The following is a 16192-nucleotide window of genomic DNA, read 5'->3' on the forward strand; positions in this document are numbered from 1 at the left end:
TTAACGCGAAGCAAACGGACGAATCCGGCGCCGATGGGCCGAGAATCTTTTTCAGGAGTCCCTCAGTAAGAGACTCCTTGCGATGACCACCCCACCGGCCGGGATTTCAGAAGCCGATTGGGCCGCCACCCCGGTGGGAGTGAAGGCTGGATTTCTTGAGCTGGTCAGTCAGTGCCAGAGGCAGCAACAGGAGATCGAGCAGCTCCGCATCCAGCTCACCGCCCTGGCGACCGAACTGGCCCATCTGCGCGAGCGGATCGGCCGCAGCTCCCGCAATTCTTCCAAGCCTCCCTCCAGTGATGGCCAGGGGTTTAGGCCGCCCGAACGACGCAAGCGCGGCGGCCAGCCGGGCCATCCCGGATCTGGGCCGGAGCTGCTGCCGATCGAGCGGGTGGATGAGGTGGTCGAGCACCACCCCCAGGCCTGCCGCCGCTGCGGCACGTTGCTACAGGGTCAGGATCCCGAGCCCTTGAGGCACCAGGTGATCGAGATTCCACCGATCACGCCTCTGGTGATCGAGCACCGGCTGCACCGCCTGGTCTGCCCCTGCTGTTCCACCAGCACCTGTGCCTCGTTACCGGCGGAGGTGGAAGTAAGCCATTACGGTCCCCGGCTCAGTGCTCTGGTGGGTCTGCTGGGTAGTGCCTTCCCGTTGAGTTTCAGCAAGACCCAGGCGCTGCTGGATCAGCTGCTGGGGGTACAGATCAGCCGGGGAGCGATGGCCACTATCCGCCAGCGCTTGAGTGCAGCACTGGAGCAGCCCATGCAGGAGGCCCTTGCGTTTGCCCGTCAGCAGTCGGTGGTCTACGTCGATGAAACCGGTGCCCCCACCGGTAATGCTGACGGTGGCAACCCCGATGGCCGGCGCGGCTGGGAGTGGGTCATGGTGACCGCCATGGGGGTGACAGTGTTCTTGCAGAGCCTGAGCCGCTCGGCTGCCGCCGCGATCGACCTGCTCGGGAATGCCTTTGGCGGAATTGTGGTGAGCGATCGCTTCTCCGCCTACAACCATCTCCCGCTGGAGCAGCGCCAGCTGTGCTGGGCGCACGTGATCCGCGATCTCACCGCCATCGCTGACCGTCAGGGCGCCAGCGGTGAGATTGGAGCGGAGCTGCTGGGCCTGCAGCAGCAGCTGTTTGCCCAGTGGCACCGCTACAAAGACGGAACGATCGACTGGTCCACGTTGCAGCAGGGCTGTCGGCCGATCCGCCAGGCGTTTGTGGGCACGCTGCAGCGGGTTGTGGAGCTGGGCTGCCAGCGCGGCGAGCGAACGCCGTGGGCCAAGACGGTGCGTACCTGCCATCAGTTGCTGCAAGTGAGCGATGGCCTCTGGACCTTCCTGGAGATTGAAGGGATCGAGCCCACCAACAACGCAGCCGAGCGTGCCCTGCGCCATTCGGTGATTCAGCGCAAGATCAGCCATGGCGTCCAATCCCGCCAGGGTGCAATCTGCCGCAGCAGGTTGCTCACGGTCACCACCAGCCTGCGGCAACAGGGCCGTGATATCTGGCAGTTCCTGGAGCAGGCCTTGATCGCCCATCATCGCGGCGGTGAGATGCCATCGCTGTTGCCGAATCCCTGAGCCGGCCGTCATCGATCGTGGTGTCTGTGGTTGCTCGTTGATCAGCGATCAAGGGCGGTGAATGCTGCGCTGCTGCGTCACGGCCCCTGAACGGATACGAGGTGATTAAGCTGCAGGATGATGATCCCTTGCTCTCTCGCCATGGAAGCCCGTTGGAATGATGCCGTCATCGCCAGTAGTGACGACATCGTCAAGTTGGAGGGCAATGCCTACTTCCCGGCTGAGTCGCTGAATGCTGTCCATTTCCGTCCCTCGTCGCACCGCAGCATCTGTGGGTGGAAGGGAGAAGCGCATTACTACGACGTGGTGGTCGGCGACCAGGTGAATGCGAACGCCGCCTGGTTTTATCCCGACCCCAAGAGTGCCGCCGCTGAAATCCGTGGCCGGGTTGCGTTCTGGAAGGGCGTATCGGTGAGCTGAGGAGCTCGGCGCCACCAGATCCCTTCACGTGGGAAGCACCGCATCGCGAGGCAGGCGAGTTGGTGCTTGGTCACAACAGCCAGCCTGGTCTCAGCAGCAACACCAGGGCCAGGGCCACCATCACAACTCCGCTGATCAGCTTGAGCAGCCGGCCGGTTCGTTCGGTGAGTTTGTTGCTGCTCAGGGCCACGACGGCCAGCCCCACCATGAGGCTGTCGTCGGCGATGTAGCCCAGGATGTAGAGCCCCAGATAACCGTAGTGGGCTGCGGCGGGAAGGTTCTGCTGGGCGAGCACGGCGGTGTAGAGCGCCGGAAGCCCGGCGGTGCAGAGCAGTTCCACCAGATTCACGACCACCGCCAGAGCCGCGACCGCCGCCAGGGCCGGCAGCAGGGACTGGTTCTGAATCACCCCGCGCATGCGGGCGTAGAGCCCCGGTTTGGCGGAGGCCGGAATCGAGAGGGTGAACTCCGGACCCTCACGCCGGATTTCCAGCAGGTTCACCATCCCCACCACCAAGGCCAGCCCCGCCAGCGTCAGCCGCAGCCAGGTACTCCAGCCCAGCAGCAGGAACACATTCAGCCAGGCGGCCATGAAGGCGAAATACACCGCGCCGCTCACCAGCACGAAGGTGCCGGCCACCAGGGCCATGCGGCGCCGGTCGTGCCAGTGCACAAGCAGTGAGAGCAGGAACAGCAGCACCCACATGGCGCAGGGGTTGAAGCCATCCAGCAGGCCCATGGCGAGGGTGAACAGCGGCAGCCCCAGCCGGCCCACATCCAGCTCCCCGAAGGGGCCCAGCCGCAGGGGGTCCAGCCTGGGCTGGTCGCGGCTCACCAGGGCCAGCAGCTCCTGGCCACGGCCTTGCGGGCTGTCGAACCCCACCAGCACCTGGCCGTCGATCACAAAGGTGGGAACCCCCGGCGTCTGGACCCCCGCCTGCTGGGAGTACCGGGTCAGATCGGCGAGCGCCGCCGGATCGGTGTCGATCGATCGGATCCGCACCACCAGCTCCGGGCGCTGCCGCTGCAGGGCCGGCAGAAAGGCCTTGGCCTGGGCGCAGTGGGGGCAGCCGGGCCGAACGAAGACCTGCAGTTCCGGGCTCCCATTGCTGGAAGGTGCCGAGCTCCTGTCCAGGGACAACGCAGGGCCCGTGAGGCTGCCCATGGCCAGCAGCAGGCCGAGCAGCCCCAGCAGCCAGAGCTGCAGTTGCCGTTTCAGACGCAGGGCCATGGTTCAGACGAAAGGCCATGGTCTGGTGATAGGCCATGCTCAGCCGAAAGGCCATCGCAGGGCTCTTCGCTCAGAAGCCGAACAGTGGCGTGGCCCGGAAGATCACGGGGTCTTCGCTGTTCGGAGCGACCGGACCGATCGGGTAGGGCGGTGCGGAGAAAAATTCCAGGGTGATGGGCGGCTCCAGGAAGCCGGCGAAGAACACGTTCGCGAACGTGCCATCACGCAGAGAAAATTGAAATCCGGCACTGGTGAGTTGCGCCCTCTCCCTGTCGTCATCGTTCTGCCGGATCCGGTTGTCGCCGTTGTAGGGCTCGCCGGTGATCGGATCGATGTTGCCGGGAATGGCCTTCCCCGCCGGCCACAGTCCATCAATCCGGACGCGGTTGCGACTGCCCTGGATCCGCTGGATGGCGTAGAAGTCTTGGGAGTCGGGATCAATGTCGCTCAGGAACTGGCCGCTCGCCCGGATCGTCCGGCCCGTGTCGCTGTCGATGCCCACATAATTCCAGCTCCAGAGGATGGAGTTGAACAGGTTGCTGGTGAGGGCATCGGGAGCGGACATGGCTGGATCACACGCAGGATTGGCTGGAGGGCCCAGGCCACAGATCAGGGGTTAGGGATCAAGGGCAATGGATCGCCACCGACAGTGCCACCCTTGATGAACGCTACGGCGGGATCAGGGCACAGTGGCGGCAGCGGTGCTGAGCTTCCGGCATTGGCATGGTTGAAACCCGTGAGGCCTGCCACTGCGTTCGCGATGCCCCATTCCCGCAGGACGCGACAGAACTGGCCGCTCGCAGGCCGCCTGGGGCGGAGCCGGGTTTCCCTGATCCGGCTTGGCGCGAGCCTGGTTGGGGTGCTGCTGCTGGCGACGCTGTGGTCAACGCCGATCACCGGCCGCGACCTGAGCTTTCCCCTGCAGGCCGGCCAGTCCTACCCCGGCGCCGCCCAGCGGCTGGCGGCGGCGGGTTGGCGGCGGGTGCCGGCTCCGGCGGCGGCCGAGGGCTGCCTGCCGGACGACCGGCGCTGCCGCGACCATCCCGAGGCCTGGGGTTGTTCCAGCACGGGGCAGGGCTTCTGCCGCTTTCTCTGGGTGAATGCCGCCGGGCACTACCTGGCCGTGATCACCGCCGGCGGGGATGCCAGCAGCGGTGATCCGGGCCTGGTGCAGCAGTGGTTCCTCACCGACCCGCCCTGACTTCACACCGTCAGGAGCCTGGCCCCCTCACACCGTGGCCATGTGGCGCATCAGGTCGAGGCACTTGCAGGAATAGCCCCACTCGTTGTCGTACCAGCTCACCAGCTTCACGAAGGTATCGGTGAGGGGGATGCCGGCCTTGGCATCGAAGATCGACGTGCACGACTGCCCCAGGAAATCCGTGGACACCACCTCATCCTCCGTGTAGCCGAGGATGCCGGCCAGCTCCCCTTCCGAGGCGGCCTTCACGGCCGCTTTGATGCTGTCGTAGCTGGCGGGTCGCTCCAGGTTCACGGTGAGGTCCACCACCGACACGTTCGGGGTGGGCACCCGGAAGGCCATGCCGGTGAGCTTGCCGTTCAAGGCCGGGATCACCCGGCCCACCGCCTTGGCGGCACCGGTGGAGGAGGGAATGATGTTCTGGCCGGCGCCGCGGCCGCCCCGCCAGTCCTTCACCGAGGGGCCATCTACCGTTTTCTGGGTGGCGGTGGTGGCGTGCACCGTGGTCATCAACCCGGCGGCGATGCCGAAGTTGTCGTGGATCACCTTGGCCAGGGGCGCCAGGCAGTTGGTGGTGCAGGAGGCGTTCGACACGATCTCCTGGCCCGCGTAGGTGGTGTGGTTCACCCCCATCACGAACATCGGCGTGTCGTCTTTCGACGGGGCAGACAGCACCACCCGCCTGGCGCCGGCGCGTAGGTGGGCGCGGGCGGCCTCATCGGTGAGGAAGAAGCCGGTGGATTCGAGCACGTAGTCGGCACCCACCTCGCTCCAGCGCAGGTTGGCGGGATCGCGCTCGGCGGTGATGCGGATCGCCTTGCCATCCACCACCAGCTGGCCGTTCTGTACCTCCACCGATCCGCCGAAGCGGCCGTGGGTGGAGTCGTAACGAAGCATGTAGGCGATGTAGTTCACATCGATCAGGTCGTTGATCGCCACCACCTCCACGTCATCGAGCTGGCAGGCGCGGCGAAACACCAGACGCCCGATCCTGCCGAAGCCGTTGATGCCGATCCTGATGGCCATGAGCGTTCGTCCCTTCCCTGGGATGCATGCCGTTTCACCCTATGCAGCGGCCGGGAGGTTGTCTTGCTCCTCCGTTGCCTGCTTGGATCGACCGTGTCTTTCGATCCACCGCTCTGGTTCGATCGCCGCCAGGCGGGGCTGGCGTTGGCGGAGCGTTTTGGCCTGGCATCGCCCTGCCAGCCAGCCAGCCTGCTGCTGGCATTGCCTCGCGGCGGTGTCCCCGTGGCGGCGGCGATGGCGGACCGGCTCCAGTTGCCTCTCCGCACCTGGTCGGTGCGCAAGGTGGCGGATCCGGCCGATCCGGAGGTGGCGATCGGCGCCGTCGCGGCCGGCCCTGTGGCTGCGTCTGGGATGGCGGGCCGTGGGATGACAGGCCGTGGGATGACAGGCGGTGGGATGGCAGCCGCTGGGGTGGTGGTGTGGCGCGATGGCGTCGAGGCCAGCGGCCAGGCTGCCGCCGCCCGCCAGCTGGGTTGGCTGCAGGAGCAGGAGCGGGAGCTGGCCCGGCGCCAGCGGCTGTTCGGCGATCCGGAGCCCGGAGCGTTGCGGGGCCGCCACCTGATCGTGGTGGACGACGGCATCGCCACCGGCATGACCGTGCAGGCGGCCCTGCGTTCGTTGCGCCAGCTGCAGCCGGCTTCCCTCACCCTGGCGGTTCCAGTGGTGGACCGGGCCGTGGCGATCGATCTGAAGCGTCAGCTCGATCGTTTTGAAGCCCTGGCGGTGGTGGACGACCTGCTGGCGGTGGGTCTGTGGTTCGAGCGGTTCGAGCAGCTCACGGACCCGCAGGTGCTGGAGCTGCTGCAACCGTTCCAGCGGCTCCCTGGCCTGGAGGGTGAGCGTTGACCAAGCTGGAGAGTGAGGCTGGGGAGAAGGGGGTGCGAATGACAGGGAGCCGTCGCGGTGTCCCCTTGGCTCAGTTGTTCAGCACACCGGTCACCCTCTGGGTGCTGCTGCTGGGGATCGGTCTCCTGGACCTGGCCACGCCGCCCCACATCCCGCTGGCCAGTTTTTACCTGGTGCCGGTCCTGCTGGCCGCTGGGCTGCTTTCTCTCCGGCACACCCTGGCCATGGCAGGAGTGGCCCTGCTGATGGCTCTGGCCGTTGGTGCCCTCCAGGGCCTCCACACCACTCCCATGTACTGGGTGCGGATACTGGCCATGGCCATGGTCGTGATGCTGGCCCTGGCCCTGACCCGCGAACGGCTGCAGCTGGAACGTTCCTATCGCCTGATGGCCGAGTACGCCTCCGATGTGGTGTTCTCGGCCTCGCCGCAGGGGGTGACCGAGTGGGTGTCGAGTTCCGTGCATGCCCTCACCGGCTGGCGGCCCCGGGATCTGATCGGCAGGCCCTTCGGGCAGTTCGTTCACCCCGATGACATCGACAGGCTGCGCGAAGCCGATGCCTTCTTTCGGCGCGGCGAAGCCCACCACTTCGACCTGCGTGTCCGCTGCCGCCAGGGCGATTACCGCAGTGTGGCTGTGACAGGTCGGGGCTTGCGTTCCGGGTCTGGTCGGGTGACGAGCATCGTGGGCAGCTGGCGCGACAACCTCCCGGAGCAGTTGGCGCGCCAGGCCCTGGCCAGCTCTGAGAAGGCCCTTCGCAGCATCATCTCTGCAGCTCCGATCGGTATGTGCCTCTGCGCGCCGGGCGTGGGCAGGTTCCTGCAGGTGAATCCCGCGTTGTGTCGCTTCTTCGGACGCACGGAGAGGGAGCTCCTCGGGCTCACATGGCAGTCCCTCACCCACCCCGAGGATCTCGCCAAGGATCAGGCCCTGGCGGCGGCGCTGCTGGATGGAACCCGCAGCTCCTACCGGCTGCGGAAGCGCTTCCTCCATCACGACGGCAGCGTGCTCTGGGGTGATCTCTCGGTCTCCTGCCGCCGAAACAACGACGGCACCGTGATGGAGGTGATCGGCCAGATCCTCGATGTGACCGAACAGGTGGAAGCCGAGGCCAGCCTCCTGCAGGAGTCCCGGCACGATCTGCTCACCGGATTGCTCAACCGCCGCGGCCTGGAGGAGCGGTTGTCAGCCATGGACGGCCGGCGCCGCTCCGATCTGCCGCTGGCCGCGCTGTTCTGCGACATCGACCACTTCAAGGCGATCAACGACGGGCAGGGCCATGCCGCCGGTGACGCGGTGCTGCGGGTGGTGGCCCATCGCCTGCGCAGCTCCATCCGCCACTCCGATCTGGCTGCGCGCTTCGGTGGGGATGAGCTGGTGGTGCTGCTGGAGGGTGTGGGGACGGAGACGGGGGAGGCACCCGAGTCGGGGGTGCTCGCCCTGGCCGAAAAGATTCGCCGGCACGTGGCCGAGCCGATTCCGTTCGAGCAGGGCGACCTCTGCATTTCCCTGAGCATCGGCGTGGCGCTGATCCAGCCGGAGGAATCGCTCCAGGAGTTTCTGGCGCGGGCCGATGCCGCGCTCTACAGCGCCAAGCAGGCCGGGCGGAACCGGGTGGTGTGCTCCTCCGCTGCTGGCCCCTCTCTCGCGTCTGGCACCTCCCCATGAGCGCCTCCAGGGCCCGCTTCCTCGGGGGGATCAGTCCCATGGCCGCCACCGGTCTGTTCGCCTTTCTCGCCTATGTGGCTACCGGGCTGCTCGGTCAGAACCTGGTGTTTCAGGGCACCACGATCTCGCCCCTCTGGCTGGCGGCGGGGGTCGCCCTCGGTCTGGGGCTGCGCTGCGGCACCAGGCTCGGCGCCGTGGCTGTGGGGGTGTTCTTCGGCCAGTTCCTGGTGTTCGCCGAGGGCCCCCAGCTCAAGGCCTGGCTGCTGGGGGGCCAGGTGCTCGGCAGCGAGGTGCCGCTGGCGCTGGCCCTGCTGCCGGCCGCCGGCTCCCTGGTGGGTCTGCTGCTGGCGCTGGCCTATCTGCACCGTTGGGGGATCGGCAGCCGCATCGATCGTCCCCTCGACTATCTGAACCTGGCGGCAGCGGCGGCGATCCAGGCTGCGGTGGCGGCCCTGGCGGGGGCCACGGCCCTGGCCCTGGCAGGGGCAATCCCCTGGGAGATCTGGCCGGATGTGGCCACCACCTGGGCCCGGGGCGACTGGCTCGGCGGGATTCTGGTCGCACCGTTGTTCCTGGCCCGCCCCGATCCGCGCCTGCGGGGCGCCCGCTTCAAGGCCGGCTCCTGGGAAAAGGCGATGGTGCTGCTGAGCACCGTGGTGGTGGCCCTGGTCATCTTCGGCGGGGTGTCGCAGTCGGCGGCGCGGCAGCTGAGTGGCACCTACTTCTGCTTTCTTCCCCTGCTCTGGGGGGCCCTGCGCTGCTCCTCCCGGGTGGTGGCGCTGCAGGTGGTGCTGTTGGCCCTGGCGGCCACCCTGCCCACCCTGGGCGGCCTCGGCCCCTTCGCCGGTTTCGCCACCCTCAATGACCGGATGCTTTCGCTGCAGGCCTTCCTGGGGGTGGAATCGCTCACGGCGATGCTGCTCGGGGCGATCGAGCAGCAGAAGCTGCGGGTGGAGGTGGAGCGCGACCGGCAGGCCGGCCAACTGCTTGAGGCGAAGGAACGGGCCGAGGCGGGCTCCCGTGCCAAGACCGAGTTTCTGGCCAATATGAGTCACGAGATCCGCACCCCGCTCAACGGGGTGCTCGGTGCAGCCCAGCTGCTCGCCTCCTCGCCGCTCTCGGCTGATCAGCGGGAGCTGCTGGAGGCGATCCAGGCCAGTGGCGATGGGCTGCTGGTGCTGCTCAACGATCTGCTCGACTTCTCCCGCATCGAGGCGGGCCAGCTGGCGTTGCAGGCGGCTCCCTTCGAGCCGCGGCGCCTGGCCGCCCAGGTGGTGGATCTGTATCGGCCCAGCCTGGCGGCGGGGGTGGAGCTGCGGCTGGAGAACGGCCCCGAACTGCCGGCCTGGCTGCTGGGTGATGCGTCCCGCCTGCGGCAGGTGCTCTCCAACCTTATCGGCAACGCCGTCAAGTTCACCCCTGCCCCTGGGGAGATCCGGGTGCGGCAGCAGGGCGCAGCTGGGGCCTACCGGCTCGAGGTGATCGACACCGGCATCGGCATCCCGGCCGAGCACCAGGCGCGCCTGTTCCAGCCGTTTCAGCAGGGTGATGCGTCCACCGGGCGCCGCTTTGGCGGCACGGGCCTGGGGCTGGTGATCAGCCGGCGCCTGGTGGAGCTGCTGGGCGGCACGATCACGCTCGAGAGCGTCGCGGGGCAGGGCACCACCCTGCGGGTGCTGCTGCCCCTGCCCGCCGCCGAACCGCCGGCTGAGCGGTCGGTGGCCGGGGTGTCAACGTCTGCGGTGCCGGCGAAGGCGGTTTCGCGCCCCGTTCGGGTGCTGATGGCGGAAGACAACCAGCTCAATCAGCGCATCCTCGAGCGCATGCTGGCCTCTGCCGCCACCCCTGGATTGGCCCCATTCCCGGCGGTGCTGGGCAAGGCGACCAACGGGCGCGAGGCCGTTGCGCTCTGGGAGGAAGGGGCCTGGGATCTGATCCTGATGGACTGCCAGATGCCCGAGATGGATGGTTTCGCCGCCACCCGGGAGATCCGCCGCCGTGAGCTGGCCGGCGGGCTGGTGCCGGTGCCGGTGCCGATCATTGCCGTGACCGCCAATGCCGCCGCCTCCGACCGCCACGATTGCCTCGGCGCCGGCATGAACGACGTCCTCACCAAGCCCGTGCAGCTCGAGGCGCTGCTGGAGATGGTGCGGCGCTGGACGCCACCCCTGTGAATCAGGGCAACGGGCATGAATCCACGCTGCTGCCAGGGTGGCCGCAGAGCCGGCGGATCAGGGCGATGGCCTCGGCCACGTCGAACGGCTTGGTCAGAAAGGCGTCCATGCCCGCCTCCATGGCGGCCTGTCGCTGCCCGGTGGTGGCCCCGGCGCTGAGGGCCACCACCGGCAGGTGGGCCAGGCTCTCCTGGGCCCGGATCTGCCGGGTGGCAGCGCAGCCACCCAGGCCGGGCATCTGCAGATCCATCAGCACCAGATCGGCGCTGCCGGGGTGGGCCGCCAGCCAGTCGAGGGTCTGCTGGCCCCCCTCCGCCTGGCTGACGCTGGCCCCCTCGTTGCTGAAGATCCGCTCGGCCAGGTGGCGGTTGAGCCGGTTGTCATCCACCACCAGCAGATGCAGGCCCTCCAGGGGCTTCCGGGCTGCTGCTGTCTTGGTCGCTGCGGTCGGGGCCGCTCCAGTCTCGGTCGCTGCCGTCGGGCGATCTTCGGCCATGGCGGCCGCCAGTGCCGTGGCGGTGATCGGCTGGTCGAGCACGCCATCCACGCCGGCGGGCAGGCCGGAGGCATCCAGGGCCAGGCTCTGGCCAGCCCGCACGATCAGCAGGATCCGCGGCGGCGGCTCTCCGCAGGCCTGGCGAATCTCCTCGGCCCCTGCCGCCCGATCCAGCAGCACCAGCTGCGGTGGCGGCTGCTGCGGGTCATCGCGGTGGAGCAGGGCCAGGGCCGCGGGGCCGTCGGCCACGGCGCTGGCCTGCCAGCCCAGGGCGCGGCAGTGCAGCAGCAGGGCGTCGCCGCTGGCGGGGTCGTCGTCCACCACCAGCACCCGCAGGGGCGAGCGGGCCGGTGCGGCCAGGGCGGTGGGCAGCCGTTCGAAGCTCACCGTGAACTGGAAACAGCTGCCCTGGCCCGGTGTGCTCTCCACCGCCAGCTGGCCGCCCATCAGCTCCACCAGCCGGTGGCTGATCGCCAGCCCCAGCCCGGAGCCGCCGTAGAGCCGGGCGATCGAATCGTCTTCCTGCACGTAGGGGCGGAAGATCGCCTCCTGCAGCTCCTGCGGGATGCCGATGCCCGAGTCGCGCACCTCGAAGCGAATCTCCACCCGCCGCGGCTGCAGCTCCAGCACGGTGGTCAGAAGGCTGATGTGCCCCTGTTCGGTGAACTTGGCGGCGTTGGTGGTGAGGTTCACCAGCACCTGCTCGAGCCGGGTGGCATCACCCCGCAGGCGGCCCAGGGGGTAGGCCGGCGGGGTGATCCGCAGGTCGATCGGCTTGTTGGCGGCCGCCACGGCCAGGATGGTGGCGAGGCGATCCAGCACCGCGTCCAGCGTGAAGATGCCGTCCTCCAGCTGGAGCTGGCCCGCATCGATCTTGGTGAAATCGAGGATGTCGTTGGTGAGGCTGCGCAGCAGCTGTCCAGACGCCTGGATCTGACTCACCAGCTTGCGCTGACCGGCCGTGAGTGTGTCCTGGGCGAGCAGATGGGCCAGCCCCAGCACCACATGCAGCGGCGTGCGGATCTCATGGCTCATGTTCGCCAGGAAGGCGGATTTGGCCTCGGCGTTGCTGCGGGCCTCCTCGGCCCGGGCGGCGAGCTGGCGATTGACGCTCATCAGCCGCAGGCGAAAGCGCGTCAGCCGCAGGCCGTTCAGCACCGACAGGCCCAGCAGCAGGCTGGTCGGCAGCAACACCTCGCGCCGGTGCTGCCCCACGATGGCGGCCCGCTCGGCGGCGCTCAGGTGAATCACGGCCAGCCGATCGAACCCCAGGCTGCTGCTGCCGCCGCTCAGGTGCCTGCCACCGGCATGGCCGCGGCTGAGCATGAGCACGTGATCACGGATGACCTGCTGGGTGTCGATGCTCTTCCAGATCCAGTCCCCGTCCTGCAGGCTCGCCGATCCCTTGGGTGCCGATGCCATCGCGGCCCAGGCGGCGGGGTCTGTGTGGGCCAGGCTGATGCTCTGCTGATCGGCTCGGGCACCTGGCAGCAGGAAGGCCCAGTTCTGCAGCTGCTCGGCTCGGCCCAGCCGGATGCCCTCGCGGTTCACCAGCATCAGGTGGCGGGTGTCGTTCTGGATCTCCAGGAGCCAGGTGCGCAGCAGGCAGCGGCCGGAACTGTTCAGCACCACCAGGCCCTGCCGTTGGCCGCCGGGATCAAACAGGGGCAGCGCCAACCGGAACGTCGGCCGGTAGGGCCGTTCCGGCTGGCCGTGCTCCTGATTCAGGTCGAGGGCGGAGACGTAGAGCTGGCCTGGCAGCAGGCGCAGGCCCTCCCGCACGTAGGGCCGGTCGGCCTTGTTCTGCAGCTCCTGGGGGGGCACGGAGACCATGCGGCTCCCCCTTTTGTTGATCGCCACCCGCTCCTGGCCGTTGCGATCGATCCAGCGGAGCTGATCGGTGCAGTGTCCGGTGGAGGCCACGGCGTTGAATCCCTCCGCCAGGGCCGTCAGGTTGGTGGCACTGGGTTGGGCCACCGCCGCCGCCAGGGTGGGGAGCCCCTGGGCCGCCCAGAGCTGGTCCACGGCGCTCAGGGTCGCTTCGTTCACGGCCGCCAGGGCCAGCTCCAGGCGTTCCATCCGGCGCGCGGTCAGGCTGAGGAGCTCTTCGCGGGCGAGTCCCTCGGCGATCAGCCAGCCGGCGGCCGTGATCAGCAGCACGATCGGCAGGATCTCGGGCAGGAAGTGGCGCAGGAAACGGGCCCGACCAGGCCTGGCCTCAGCACCGGCCTTGGCCTCGCCAGCGTTCGATTCAGGGCCGGACATCCCCGCCAGTGCACTTCTTTGTGAACCGTAAACCCTTGGTCGCTATGCAAAGCTTCGGCCCAAAGCCAGCTCGATGTGCTCATCTCTGAACGGCCAGCCATGTCGCCACATCGGGTGGACGCGATTGACTAAAGTAAATCGACTTTTGATTTTAATGGTAAAATCGAATGATTAAGAGCCAGGTTATTCTTCCATGGACTTTTCTTTGGTACAGACTGTCCACGCATTCGATGCTGCTTCTAAATTAAAAAAACCTACGATTCTGGTCGTTGACGACAGCGTCAGCAGCCTGGATCAGATCTCGGCCGTTCTGCAGGTTTTCTACCAGGTGAAGGTGGCTACGGGTGGAGCCAAGGCCCTGGAGATTGCGGGCGCCAATACGCCGCCCGATCTAATCCTGCTCGACGTCATGATGCCGGGCTTATCCGGTTATCAAGTCTGTAAAAAGCTGAAGGATGAGGCTTTTACGCGGGACATTCCGGTGATCTTTCTCACGGCGAACTCGTCTGTCGACGATGAGGCAAGTGGCTTGCTGCTCGGAGCGGCTGATTTCATCGCCAAGCCTGTGAATCCGCCGATTCTGCTGGCTCGTGTGGCCACCCAGATGCAACTCAAGGCCGCTGCAGATCGTCTGCGCGATCAGAATGATCATCTGGAGCGAGAGGTGCAGAAGCGCAGCCATGAACTGGCCGCGATTCAGGATGTCACCATCCACGCTATGGCTTCCTTGGCTGAAACGCGCGACAACGAAACCGGCAACCACATCCGCCGCACGCAAAACTATATCCGCGCCCTAGCTCTCAGGCTGCGCCACCATGAGCGCTTCCGTGCCGTGCTTGACAACGACCTGACGATTGATCTGCTCTACCGCAGCGCACCGCTACATGACATCGGCAAAGTGGGAATTCCGGATCGCATCCTGCTCAAGCCGGGTCGCCTGACGCAGGAGGAGTTTGAGGTGATGAAATCCCATACTACCCTTGGCTTGGCTGCGATTGAATCGGCAGAAAATCAACTCGACCTCAAAGTAGATTTCCTGCTTTATGCCAAGGAGATCGCCTACAGCCACCACGAGAAGTGGGATGGCACGGGCTATCCCCTCGGATTGGCGGGGGATGCGATTCCAGTCTCCGCTCGTTTGATGGCTGTGGCCGATTTCTACGACGCCCTGATCAGTCGACGTGTCTACAAACAGGCCATGTCGCATGCGCAAGCCATGCAGGCCCTGCATGAAGGCCGCGGTAGCCATTTCGATCCCGATGTGGTTGACGCCTGTGATGCGATTCAAGAGGATTTCCAGGAGATCGCGCGGCGCTACAGCGATACCGAGCTGGCGTCCCAAGGCTTGGTGTAAATCCCCCGGCACCCCCACCCCGGCGTAGCCGGGGTGGGCCGCGCACCTCAGGTGGCTGGCCCAGCGGCTGGCGTTGCAAGGGGTGGGCAGGCCCGTTTCCCTGGTTCGAGAACCACCTCAACCAGACGAACCATGTCGAGTCACCCCGGGGAACTTCCCCCCGAGGTGCTCACAGAACCGTACGTGACACTCTCGCGTCATACGGCTCCCATCATCCACATGCCACTTCACTGACTCGACGCCAGTGCGCGAACAGATCACGATGTCCAGACCTGATCCTGGCAAGTACTCGCCAGCTTTGGAGCCGACGACCCCGCAGCCTTTTGTACTTCTGCCGTAACCAGGCTGCAATTCTGTCATCCAGGTAGCGATACAACTTCCTGATCAGTTCTGTCCTATAGAAACGACCGTAGTACTGAATCCAGCCACGAATCACTGGATTCAGCACTTTAGCGATCTCCTCAAGCGACAGATACACGAGCGATGGAAGCCCTATCGACCTAATCCTCTCCCGCATACGCTGGAGAGCCTGCGGACTCACTGCCGGCAAAAAGCCTGTGTAGATGACTCCGCGAGAATTGCGAGACACACGTGGCCGAAACGCGAAACCAAGAAACGTGAACGTGACATCAGCAAACGGTGCCCGGCGGTTGCTATCCCTGCAGTAGACCACCTGGGTCTTCTGGGGATGAAGCTGGAGGCCACAGGACGCAAAGCGATCCTGCAATGCCTCCAGCAACCGCCGAGCTTCCTTCTCGCTGTGGCAATGACAGATCACATCATCTGCATAGCGCTCAAAGGCAATGGCCGGGTGGCTCCGGCGCATCCACACATCAAACGCATAGTGCAGGAACAGATTGGCCAGCAGTGGACTGATGACACCACCTTGCGGTGTGCCCCGGTCCCTGGGATGGAGCGTGCCATCCGGCAACAGAACCGGTGCCTGCAGCCATCGTTGCAGGTAGAGCACCACCCAGCGCTCGGAGGTATGGGCCTTGATCGCGCGCATCAACAGGTCGTGATCGATAGCATCGAAAAACCCCTTGATGTCGAGATCGAGAACCCAGTTGGACCTCCAGCAGCGCTGACGGCAGACCTCTACTGCCTGATGCGCTGACTTGCCCGGTCTGTAGCCGTAGGAATCCTGATCAAAGATCAGCTCCAGCTCTGGCTCCAGCACCTGCTTGACCACCATCTGTGCGATGCGATCAGCAACCGTCGGGATACCCAGCGGCCTGACGCCTCCACCGGATTTGGGAATCTCCACACGCCGAACTGGTGGCGGAAGATAACTTCCTGATGCCATCCGATTCCAGAGTTTGTAGAGATTATTCTCCAGATCCTTGTTGAAGTCGTCCAGGCTTTGGCCATCCACACCGGCCGCCTGTCCGTTCCGTTTCACCTGTTGATAGGCCTTCCAGACCATCACCTTGGTAATCGGTAGCGGCTTGTCTGTTGTCATCCCATTCCTCCTGCCGTAGGCAGTTGATGGGAGACTCCAAACGGGATGATGCAACCCCTTGGCTCCGAGTCCGTTACAGACCCATCATCGCTACTACGGGTTGCTCCGCCCCTGCCACAGACATCGGTATTGACCCTCATGGTGGTGACCACTTGGGATGTTCCCTTGGCATTCCATGGCAGGTTCTCACGTTCCGCATCAGGGCCTGCGATGAGCTCGTGCCGTCTATACGCCGGCTGCCGTGTGGTCCATAGACAGGCTCTGTCCACACTGATCCAGGAGATTTGGGCCGCCTCCCGTTTTGGCAGCGTCTGAAATAGATATCGGCGCGTCATCAACGGTTCGCTTGCGCTCACCTTCTCGTCGCACACCTGACGGATCCAGTCCGCCGTTTCCCCGTCGCTCACCACCACGTCTTTTGAACGCAGCAGCACGGGGTGGTTTGGTACCAGCCCCTGCAGGCCGATC

At 66.1% G+C, this 16192-nt stretch carries 12 protein-coding genes; 7 read left to right on the top strand and 5 right to left on the bottom strand.

The window, feature by feature from the left end:
• Positions 1-82: 82 nt before the first annotated feature.
• Both H8F26_RS06200 and H8F26_RS06205 read left to right on the top strand, forming a co-directional pair.
• Positions 83-1582, top strand: coding sequence for an IS66 family transposase (locus tag H8F26_RS06200; RefSeq protein ID WP_197158290.1), 1500 nt, complete (start codon positions 83-85; stop codon positions 1580-1582).
• 141 nt (positions 1583-1723) lie between these two features.
• A complete protein-coding gene (locus tag H8F26_RS06205; protein ID WP_197158292.1) occupies positions 1724-2002 on the top strand; it encodes a DUF427 domain-containing protein in 279 nt (92 codons plus the stop codon).
• 70 nt (positions 2003-2072) lie between these two features.
• On the opposite strand, the gene H8F26_RS06210 is transcribed toward H8F26_RS06205, so the two are convergent.
• Together H8F26_RS06210 and H8F26_RS06215 are read right to left on the bottom strand one after the other, a co-directional pair.
• The gene (locus tag H8F26_RS06210) at positions 2073-3233 is read right to left on the bottom strand and encodes a glutaredoxin family protein (RefSeq protein WP_197158294.1); all 1161 of its coding nucleotides are present in this window, start codon (positions 3231-3233) and stop codon (positions 2073-2075) included.
• Positions 3234-3303: 70 nt separating this feature from the next.
• Complete coding sequence (locus H8F26_RS06215) at positions 3304-3798, bottom strand: hypothetical protein (protein WP_197158296.1); 495 nt, start codon at positions 3796-3798, stop codon at positions 3304-3306.
• Positions 3799-3993: 195 nt separating this feature from the next.
• Between H8F26_RS06215 and H8F26_RS06220 the strand changes: the two genes are divergently transcribed.
• Positions 3994-4434, top strand: coding sequence for a hypothetical protein (locus tag H8F26_RS06220; protein ID WP_197158298.1), 441 nt, complete (start codon positions 3994-3996; stop codon positions 4432-4434).
• A gap of 27 nt (positions 4435-4461) precedes the next feature.
• On the opposite strand, the gene gap is transcribed toward H8F26_RS06220, so the two are convergent.
• Positions 4462-5460, bottom strand: a complete 999-nt coding sequence (gene gap, locus H8F26_RS06225; RefSeq protein WP_197158300.1) for a type I glyceraldehyde-3-phosphate dehydrogenase — start codon at positions 5458-5460, stop codon at positions 4462-4464.
• A 93-nt stretch (positions 5461-5553) separates the two neighbouring features.
• On the opposite strand from gap, the gene H8F26_RS06230 reads away from it, so the two are divergent.
• Genes H8F26_RS06230 through H8F26_RS06240 form a run of 3 tightly spaced genes read left to right on the top strand, consistent with a single transcriptional unit; the run spans position 5554 to position 10147 of the window.
• Positions 5554-6306 carry a phosphoribosyltransferase gene (locus H8F26_RS06230; protein ID WP_197158302.1) on the top strand — a complete coding sequence of 251 codons (753 nt, stop codon included), beginning with the start codon at positions 5554-5556 and terminating at the stop codon, positions 6304-6306.
• A gap of 38 nt (positions 6307-6344) precedes the next feature.
• Positions 6345-7973 carry a GGDEF domain-containing protein gene (locus H8F26_RS06235; protein ID WP_197158304.1) on the top strand — a complete coding sequence of 543 codons (1629 nt, stop codon included), beginning with the start codon at positions 6345-6347 and terminating at the stop codon, positions 7971-7973.
• On the top strand, positions 7970-10147 hold the full coding sequence (locus H8F26_RS06240) for an ATP-binding protein (protein WP_197158306.1): 2178 nt from the start codon (positions 7970-7972) through the stop codon (positions 10145-10147). Before H8F26_RS06235 ends, H8F26_RS06240 begins: the two co-directional genes overlap by 4 nt.
• 1 nt (position 10148) lies before the next feature.
• Here the strand turns inward: H8F26_RS06240 and H8F26_RS06245 are convergent, their stop codons facing one another.
• Complete coding sequence (locus tag H8F26_RS06245; protein WP_197158307.1) at positions 10149-12908, bottom strand: response regulator; 2760 nt, start codon at positions 12906-12908, stop codon at positions 10149-10151.
• Positions 12909-13101: 193 nt separating this feature from the next.
• Between H8F26_RS06245 and H8F26_RS06250 the strand changes: the two genes are divergently transcribed.
• Positions 13102-14262 (top strand): two-component system response regulator, encoded by a 1161-nt coding sequence (locus H8F26_RS06250; RefSeq protein WP_197158309.1) that lies wholly within the window; start codon positions 13102-13104, stop codon positions 14260-14262.
• Between the two features lie 211 nt (positions 14263-14473).
• On the opposite strand, the gene ltrA is transcribed toward H8F26_RS06250, so the two are convergent.
• Positions 14474-15724, bottom strand: coding sequence for a group II intron reverse transcriptase/maturase (gene ltrA, locus H8F26_RS06255; protein WP_231597922.1), 1251 nt, complete (start codon positions 15722-15724; stop codon positions 14474-14476).
• Between the last annotated feature and the right edge of the window lie 468 nt (positions 15725-16192).

It is taken from the genome of Synechococcus sp. CBW1006 (assembly GCF_015840525.1).
Taxonomy (GTDB): domain Bacteria; phylum Cyanobacteriota; class Cyanobacteriia; order PCC-6307; family Cyanobiaceae; genus CBW1002.

Bases quoted from the DNA above. Each gene is read 5' to 3' on its own strand.
- H8F26_RS06200 (WP_197158290.1), top strand. From the start codon at position 83: ATGACCACCCCACCGGCCGGGATTTCAGAAGCCGATTGGGCCGCCACC.
- H8F26_RS06205 (WP_197158292.1), top strand. From the start codon at position 1,724: ATGGAAGCCCGTTGGAATGATGCCGTCATCGCCAGTAGTGACGACATC.
- H8F26_RS06210 (WP_197158294.1), bottom strand. From the start codon at position 3,233: ATGGCCCTGCGTCTGAAACGGCAACTGCAGCTCTGGCTGCTGGGGCTG.
- H8F26_RS06215 (WP_197158296.1), bottom strand. From the start codon at position 3,798: ATGTCCGCTCCCGATGCCCTCACCAGCAACCTGTTCAACTCCATCCTC.
- H8F26_RS06220 (WP_197158298.1), top strand. From the start codon at position 3,994: ATGCCCCATTCCCGCAGGACGCGACAGAACTGGCCGCTCGCAGGCCGC.
- gap (WP_197158300.1), bottom strand. From the start codon at position 5,460: ATGGCCATCAGGATCGGCATCAACGGCTTCGGCAGGATCGGGCGTCTG.
- H8F26_RS06235 (WP_197158304.1), top strand. From the start codon at position 6,345: ATGACAGGGAGCCGTCGCGGTGTCCCCTTGGCTCAGTTGTTCAGCACA.
- H8F26_RS06240 (WP_197158306.1), top strand. From the start codon at position 7,970: ATGAGCGCCTCCAGGGCCCGCTTCCTCGGGGGGATCAGTCCCATGGCC.
- H8F26_RS06245 (WP_197158307.1), bottom strand. From the start codon at position 12,908: ATGTCCGGCCCTGAATCGAACGCTGGCGAGGCCAAGGCCGGTGCTGAG.
- H8F26_RS06250 (WP_197158309.1), top strand. From the start codon at position 13,102: ATGGACTTTTCTTTGGTACAGACTGTCCACGCATTCGATGCTGCTTCT.
- ltrA (WP_231597922.1), bottom strand. From the start codon at position 15,724: ATGACAACAGACAAGCCGCTACCGATTACCAAGGTGATGGTCTGGAAG.